The sequence below is a fragment of the Methylobacterium tarhaniae genome (genome assembly GCF_001043955.1).
Taxonomy (GTDB): Bacteria; Pseudomonadota; Alphaproteobacteria; order Rhizobiales; family Beijerinckiaceae; genus Methylobacterium; species Methylobacterium tarhaniae.
In genome coordinates this window covers 1-6,701 of record NZ_LABZ01000260.1, presented here as the reverse complement: position 1 = coordinate 6,701, position 6,701 = coordinate 1, and the positions used below count along the sequence as shown (strand labels likewise).

Below are 6,701 nucleotides of genomic sequence, written 5' to 3'. Positions count from 1 at the left end.
GCCCGGACCGGCGCCCGGACGTCCGCCGCTGCCGCCGCGGGCATCGCCGAAGAACGTGTCGAAGATGTCCGACATGAAGTCGCCGAACTCGTTGCCGAATCCGGGGCCGCCCTGGCCGCCCTGCGAGAAGGCGGCGTGGCCGAAGCGGTCGTAGGCGGCACGCTTCTGCCCGTCGGAGAGGCACTGGTAGGCCTCGTTCAGCTCCTTGAACTTGAGCTCGGCCTCCTTGTCGCCGGGGTTGCGGTCGGGGTGGTAGACCATCGCCAGCTTGCGGAAGGCCGACTTCATCTCGCCGTCGGTCGCGGTCCGGGCGACGCCCAGCACCTCGTAATAGTCGCGCTTCGACATTCCTGTCCCCGGCCCCGCCGTATCCCCGTCGGGCATCGTCCATACACGTCCGGTCCCCGGCGCCGTTGTCGGCGCCGGGGACCGGGTCGCGTCGCAAATCACTGGACCGCACGGATCTCAGATCCGTGCGGCAACCTCAAGGCGATTTACGCCCGCTTCTTCTGGTCCTTGTCGTCGACTTCCTGGAAGTCGGCGTCGATGACGTCGTCCTTCTTGGGCTCGGCGCCCGGGGCCGCGCCCGCGGCGGCGTCCGGAGCGGCCTGGCTCGCGGCGTACATCGCCTCGCCGAGCTTCATCGAGGCCTGCATCAGGTCGGTGGTGCGGGCCTTGATCTGCTCGACGTCCTCGCCGGCCAGGGACTGGCGCAGGGCGTCGATGGCGGTGGTGATCGCGGCCTTGTCGGAGGCCGGGACCTTGTCGCCGTGCTCGGTCACCGACTTCTCGGTGGCGTGGATCAGGCTCTCGCCCTGGTTCTTCACCTCGACCAGCTCGCGGCGCTTCTTGTCCTCGGCCGCGTTGGCCTCGGCCTCCTGCACCATGCGCTGGATGTCGGCGTCGGACAGGCCGCCCGAGGCCTGGATGCGGATCTGGTGCTCCTTGCCCGTCGCCTTGTCCTTGGCCGTCACGTTGACGATGCCGTTGGCGTCGATGTCGAAGGTCACCTCGATCTGCGGCAGGCCGCGCGGGGCCGGCGGGATGCCGACGAGGTCGAACTGGCCGAGCAGCTTGTTGTCGGCCGCCATCTCGCGCTCACCCTGGAAGACCCGGATGGTGACCGCGTTCTGGTTGTCCTCGGCCGTCGAGAACACCTGCGACTTCTTGGTCGGGATGGTGGTGTTGCGGTCGATGAGCCGGGTGAACACGCCGCCCAGGGTCTCGATGCCGAGGGACAGCGGGGTCACGTCGAGGAGCAGCACGTCCTTGACGTCGCCCTGGAGCACGCCCGCCTGCACCGCGGCGCCGATCGCCACGACCTCGTCCGGGTTGACGCCCTTGTGGGGCTCCTTGCCGAAGAAGGTCTTCACCTGCTCCTGGACCTTCGGCATGCGGGTCATGCCGCCGACCAGGACCACCTCGTCGATCTCGGCCGCCGACACGCCGGCATCCTTGAGCGCCTTGCGGCAGGGCTCGATCGTGCGCTGCACCAGGTCGTCGACCAGCGACTCGTACTTGGCGCGGCTGAGCTTCAGCGCCAGGTGCTTCGGGCCGCTCGCATCGGCGGTGATGTAGGGCAGGTTGATCTCGGTCTGGGTCGCCGAGGACAGCTCGATCTTCGCCTTCTCGGCGGCCTCCTTGAGGCGCTGGAGGGCGAGCTTGTCCTTGGTCAGGTCGATGCCCTGCTCGCGCTTGAACTCGGCCGCCAGGTACTCGACGATGCGGTTGTCGAAGTCCTCGCCGCCCAGGAACGTGTCGCCGTTCGTGGACTTCACCTCGAACACGCCGTCGCCGATCTCCAGGATCGAGACGTCGAAGGTGCCGCCGCCGAGGTCGTAGACCGCGATCAGGCCGGCCTTCTTCTTGTCGAGGCCGTAGGCGAGCGCCGCCGCGGTCGGCTCGTTGATGATGCGCAGCACCTCGAGGCCGGCGATCTTGCCGGCATCCTTGGTCGCCTGGCGCTGGGCGTCGTTGAAGTAGGCCGGAACGGTGATGACCGCCTGGGTGACCGGCTGGCCGAGATACGACTCGGCCGTCTCCTTCATCTTCTGCAGGGTGAAGGCGGAGATCTGCGACGGCGAGTAGGACTTGCCGTCCGCCTCGACCCAGGCGTCGCCGCCGCTCGAGCGGGTGATCTTGTAGGGGACGAGCCCCTTGTCCTTCTGCGTCATCGGGTCGTCGTAGGTACGGCCGATGAGGCGCTTGATCGCGAAGAAGGTGCGCTCGGGGTTCGTCACCGCCTGGCGCTTGGCCGGCTGGCCGACGAGCCGCTCGCCGTCGTCGGTGAAGGCGACGATCGACGGGGTGGTGCGCGCGCCTTCCGCGTTCTCGATGACCTTGGGCTGCGTGCCTTCCATCACGGCCACGCAGCTATTCGTGGTGCCAAGGTCGATGCCGATCACTTTACCCATGGTGGGATCCCTCGTTGGTGTTTTTTAAGCAGACCGCCGAGCCCCGAAGCAGCTCGGCCCATGGCGGTACTTGTCAAAGGTTTGAGCCGGGGCGGGCCGGACCGGACCACGCATCGCCGGAAGGCCGGCGAGCGGGGGCGTTGCCCGCGCCGGACCCGATATAAGAAGGCCGTTTCGGGGCCGCAAGGCGAGCCGGGCCGGCCTGCCATCGCGATTCGCACCGGCCCGCCCGGGGCGGTTTTCCGCGGGGGCTTCCCCTCCGACGTATGGTCAAGCCGCCACGACAATGTTGCGGGCTTGCCACGCCCCTGCCACGGACCCCATGCTAGGACCCTGAGAGCACGGCGATCCCGTGCCTGTCGCCCCGCGCCTTTCGCCTGGAGCCTGATGCAGCCCGTTCGCCCCCTCCTCCGCCCGGTGGCCCTGCCCGCGCTGGCGGCCCTGCCCCTCGCGGCGGTCCTGATGGTGGCGCCGGCCCCGGCCTCGGCCCAGTCCTTCCTCGAGGAGCTGTTCGGCATCGGCCGGGCGGCGCGTCCGCCGGTGCCCCCGGCCCCGGTTCCGGGCGGGCGGGCGCCCGGCGAGGTGCCGCCCGAGGCCGCCCCCCGGCCGGCTCCGGCGCCGCCCGCGCCCCCGAAGCCCGTGGTGCTCAAGACCCCCAACGACGACGCGATCCTGGGCCAGGAGCTGCAGCAGAACGGCAATGCCGGGTCCTTGCGCCTGGAGCGCGCGGGTGCCGGCTTCACCGCCCGCGTCACGCTTGCCGGCACGAAGGTCTCGCAGCCGACCGAGAGCTGCAAGGTCGTGCTCGGCGACGGCCAGCCGCTCGCCCTCGCCGACCAGGGCAAGCCCAACGGCGTCACCCAGCTCGCCTCTTCCGGCCCGGCCTGCCCGCTGCGGTTCGAGATCCTGGAGGGCAGCGTGATGGTCACGCCGCTCGCCGAGGCGGATGCGTGCGTGTTCACGGCCTCCGATTGCGCCACCACCCCGAAGGGCCTGTGGGGTCCGGGCGCCGCCACGCTGCTGCCGCGGGCCCAGGAATTCGACACCGCCCGGGGCGTCGCCGACAAGGCGGTGCGCGAGAACTACAAGGTCATGACCCAGCGCGCCCGGCGCGAGGACGTGCGGCCGATCGTGACCGAGCAGGCCGCCTTCTCGTCCGACCGCGAGCAGATGTGCCGCGCCTATGTCCGCGAGGGGTCGCACGGCTTCTGCCACCTGCGCTTCTCCGAGGCGCGGGCTCTGTCCCTCGCCACCCGCCTCGGCCTGTCCGGCGCGGCCCCGACCGCCAGCAACGCGCCGCGGCCGGTGCGCCGGCGCCCCGCCCCGGCGGTGGAGGGGATGAATCCGAGCTTCGAGGCGGGCGCCCAGGATCAGTAGGCGCAGGACCAGCAGCCGCAGAAAACCGGTAGGCACGTGGCGGGACGCCGCCCGGCCGCGTCAGGCGTGGCCGGCGGTGGCCGAGAGCATGGCGGGCTCGATGCCGATGCCGCGCAGCGCCCGGTCGTACTTGGTCTCGAGGGCGCTGTTGAAGATCAGGTCCGGATCGGCCGGGCAGTGCAGCCAGCCATTGGCCTGGATCTCGCTCTCGAGCTGGCCGGCCTGCCAGCCGGCATAGCCCAGGGCCAGCACCGCGCTCGCCGGACCCTTGCCGACCGCGATCGCCCGCAGGATCTCGATCGTCGCGGTGAGACAGATGCCGTTGTCGATCAGGAGCGTCGACTGGTCGATGTGGAAGTCGGGCGAGTGCAGCACGAAGCCCCGGCTCGCCTCCACCGGCCCGCCCATCAGCACCGGCATGTGACCGACATAGGCCGGCAGCCGGATGGCGTCGTCCTGCGCGATGATGTCGAGCTGGACCAGGAGGTCCGGCATGTTGAGGTCGGCGGCCGGCTTGTTGACGATGATGCCCATCGCCCCCTCGGCCGAATGCGCGCACAGATAGATCACCGAACGCGAGAACCGCTCGTCGGCCATGCCCGGCATCGCGACGAGGAGCTGGCCGTCGAGATAGCTCGGCGCGCCGTGGGCCGGCCCCTCCCGGTCGCCGGCGCGCGGGTCCGGCGCCGCGCCGAAGGCCGGGTCCTGGGAGAGGAGGTCCTGTGGAAATCTGCTGCGCATGAAGCCCATGCTACGCTCCGCCCCGGCGTTGTCCATAGCCTGCCTCGTCGATGAACGCGCGGGAGCGCCTGCCGGGTCCCGCCTCGACTCAGCCTGACCGCCGCGCTAGACCCCGCCCCGGGTACGGGACCCCGGCGGGGCCGGCCCGGAACGTTCTTCAGGAGAGCACGATGACGATCCAGGTCGGCGATCACCTGCCCCAGGCGACCTTCCGGGTCATGGGCCCCGAGGGCCCGGTCCCGAAGACCACCGACGACGTGTTCAAGGGCCGCCGGGTGGTGCTGGTGGCTGTGCCGGGCGCCTTCACCCCGACCTGCCACCGCAACCACCTGCCCGGCTACGTCACCCGGCGCGACGACATCCTGGCCCGCGGCATCGACGCGATCGCGGTGACCTCGGTCAACGACGTGTTCGTGCTCGAAGCGTGGTCGAAATCGGCCGGCGCCGAGGGCATCGAGTTCCTGGCCGACGGCAACGGCGACTTCGCCAAGGCGCTCGGCCTCGACATGGACGGCACCGGCTTCGGCCTCGGCGTGCGCTCGAAGCGCTACGCCATGCTGGTCGAGGACGGCGTGGTGCGCGTGCTCAACGTCGAGGACGCACCGTCGAAGGCGGACCTGTCGGGGGCGGAGACGCTGCTGAAGTCGCTCTGAGAGGCGTCCTGCCCGGTCGTCATCGTCGGCGCCGGGATCCGGCTTTCTCGACCCGTCGCCTCCTCGACCTCATCCCGCGGTGCCCACGCCAGCGGGCCTCGAAAGAGAGTTCCAGGGATCGCAGCAACGTCCGGAGCGCTCCTACGAGGCTGCTGCAAGCGGCAGCACATCGGGATGAGGTCGAGAGTGGGTCGCCCGTGCGGCGTTGCGGGCGGCGCAGCACGGGTCGACGACCCGCGCCTCCTGGCGAAAGCGGGCGAGAGATCGACCCCGATCTGCGCGGCGCAGCCCGGATGCCGCCTCGTCCCGGAGCCTCACCGGAGACGGGCTCGCAGCCGGCCTGGCGCTCACACGCCCATCCGGTGATCAGCCGGATCGTCGGTGCTCAATGCTCTGTCTGGCTTGTTCGTCATGGGACAATTGGAGCGGGCGAAGGGATTCGAACCCTCGACCCCAACCTTGGCAAGGTTGTGCTCTACCCCTGAGCTACACCCGCTCACTGTGTCAGGCCGTCCGAACTTGGAGCGGGCGAAGGGATTCGAACCCTCGACCCCAACCTTGGCAAGGTTGTGCTCTACCCCTGAGCTACACCCGCCCAAACTCGTTCGGCCTCGTGGAAAAACTGGAGCGGGCGAAGGGATTCGAACCCTCGACCCCAACCTTGGCAAGGTTGTGCTCTACCCCTGAGCTACACCCGCTCGCTGTTTTCCGTCGGCGTCACCGTGGCGGCGCCGATGAGCGGCATAAACACCATTCCGCCGGGGAGCGCAAGGGGTTGCGGAGCCGGCTTCGGGCAGGCCCTACCAGGTGGCGGCGGGCGGTGTCCCGTCCCGGATCTCGGCGAGCCGCGCCCGGGTCGCCGGGGTCGTTTCCGGCGGCAGGGCGTCGAGGGGGAAGAACGCGGCTTGCGCGATCTCGCGGTCGGGGCGCTTGGGCACCGGCACCGTGAAGGCACGGGCGACGTAGAGCGCGACGTGGTCGCGGCGGGAGGCACGGTCGTTGAAGTAGAAGCCGTGCAGGGCCGGCGTGGCGCTCGCGTCGAGGACGATCCCGGTCTCTTCGCGGAACTCCCGGGTGATGGCCTCGATCGCCGTCTCGCCCGGCTCGACGCCGCCGCCCGGCAGGTGCCAGCCATCCATGTAGGTGTGGCGCACGAGGCAGACGCGGTTCTCCGCATCGATCGCCGCCCCGCGCACCCCGAGGGTCATGCCGCGGGTGAAGCGCCAGACGAGGTGGGCGCCCCGCATCAGCAGGGCCTGTCGGCGCGTCATCCCGCGTCTCCTGTTCTCGGGCCATCGTGCCTCGCCGCCGACACGGCGATGGCGAGGCGTCCGGCGCAGCGGCGTCCGGCGCCTGTGGCGCAGACCTGTTCGGGTTTGGCCGGTGTCCTCGAACGGGTCCGTTCGAGGACGTCGCGGTGTCAGACGACGGTCAGTCGGATCTCGCCGACGCCCGCGATCGTCCCGACCATGGTCTGGCCGCGGGTGACCGCGCCGACGCCCTCCGGCGTGCCGGC

The 6,701-nt window shown here is 70.4% G+C and carries 6 protein-coding genes and 3 tRNA genes; 2 read left to right on the top strand and 7 right to left on the bottom strand.

What is annotated here, in order from left to right; genetic code table 11:
- Both VQ03_RS27860 and dnaK read right to left on the bottom strand, forming a co-directional pair.
- Positions 1-348: DnaJ domain-containing protein (locus VQ03_RS27860; RefSeq protein WP_048454172.1), on the bottom strand; the 348-nt coding region annotated here is incomplete at its 3' end.
- Positions 349-494: 146 nt separating this feature from the next.
- The gene (gene dnaK, locus VQ03_RS27855; RefSeq protein WP_048454171.1) at positions 495-2,414 is read right to left on the bottom strand and encodes a molecular chaperone DnaK; all 1,920 of its coding nucleotides are present in this window, start codon (positions 2,412-2,414) and stop codon (positions 495-497) included.
- 387 nt (positions 2,415-2,801) lie between these two features.
- Here dnaK and VQ03_RS27850 point away from each other — a divergent pair, with 387 nt between their 5' ends.
- On the top strand, positions 2,802-3,791 hold the full coding sequence (locus tag VQ03_RS27850) for a hypothetical protein (protein ID WP_048454170.1): 990 nt from the start codon (positions 2,802-2,804) through the stop codon (positions 3,789-3,791).
- Positions 3,792-3,851: 60 nt separating this feature from the next.
- Here VQ03_RS27850 and VQ03_RS27845 read toward each other — a convergent pair whose 3' ends face one another.
- The gene (locus VQ03_RS27845) at positions 3,852-4,532 is read right to left on the bottom strand and encodes a YqgE/AlgH family protein (RefSeq protein WP_083468260.1); all 681 of its coding nucleotides are present in this window, start codon (positions 4,530-4,532) and stop codon (positions 3,852-3,854) included.
- A gap of 170 nt (positions 4,533-4,702) precedes the next feature.
- Between VQ03_RS27845 and VQ03_RS27840 the strand changes: the two genes are divergently transcribed.
- On the top strand, positions 4,703-5,185 hold the full coding sequence (locus VQ03_RS27840; protein WP_048454169.1) for a peroxiredoxin: 483 nt from the start codon (positions 4,703-4,705) through the stop codon (positions 5,183-5,185).
- Positions 5,186-5,606: 421 nt separating this feature from the next.
- On the opposite strand, the gene VQ03_RS27835 is transcribed toward VQ03_RS27840, so the two are convergent.
- The 4 genes from VQ03_RS27835 to VQ03_RS27820 all read right to left on the bottom strand — a co-directional run bounded on the left by VQ03_RS27835 (position 5,607) and on the right by VQ03_RS27820 (position 6,456).
- Positions 5,607-5,681, bottom strand: a tRNA-Gly gene (locus VQ03_RS27835).
- A 24-nt stretch (positions 5,682-5,705) separates the two neighbouring features.
- Positions 5,706-5,780 (bottom strand) — tRNA-Gly (locus tag VQ03_RS27830).
- Positions 5,781-5,808: 28 nt separating this feature from the next.
- Positions 5,809-5,883: transfer RNA gene (locus VQ03_RS27825), tRNA-Gly, on the bottom strand.
- Positions 5,884-5,985: 102 nt separating this feature from the next.
- Entirely contained in the window at positions 5,986-6,456 is a 471-nt protein-coding gene (locus VQ03_RS27820) for an NUDIX domain-containing protein (RefSeq protein WP_048454168.1), read from the bottom strand.
- Between the last annotated feature and the right edge of the window lie 245 nt (positions 6,457-6,701).

Excerpts from the sequence above, each read along its gene's own strand:
- dnaK (WP_048454171.1), bottom strand. The coding sequence starts at position 2,414 with ATGGGTAAAGTGATCGGCATCGACCTTGGCACCACGAATAGCTGCGTG.
- VQ03_RS27820 (WP_048454168.1), bottom strand. The coding sequence starts at position 6,456 with ATGACGCGCCGACAGGCCCTGCTGATGCGGGGCGCCCACCTCGTCTGG.
- VQ03_RS27840 (WP_048454169.1), top strand. The coding sequence starts at position 4,703 with ATGACGATCCAGGTCGGCGATCACCTGCCCCAGGCGACCTTCCGGGTC.
- VQ03_RS27845 (WP_083468260.1), bottom strand. The coding sequence starts at position 4,532 with ATGCGCAGCAGATTTCCACAGGACCTCCTCTCCCAGGACCCGGCCTTC.
- VQ03_RS27850 (WP_048454170.1), top strand. The coding sequence starts at position 2,802 with ATGCAGCCCGTTCGCCCCCTCCTCCGCCCGGTGGCCCTGCCCGCGCTG.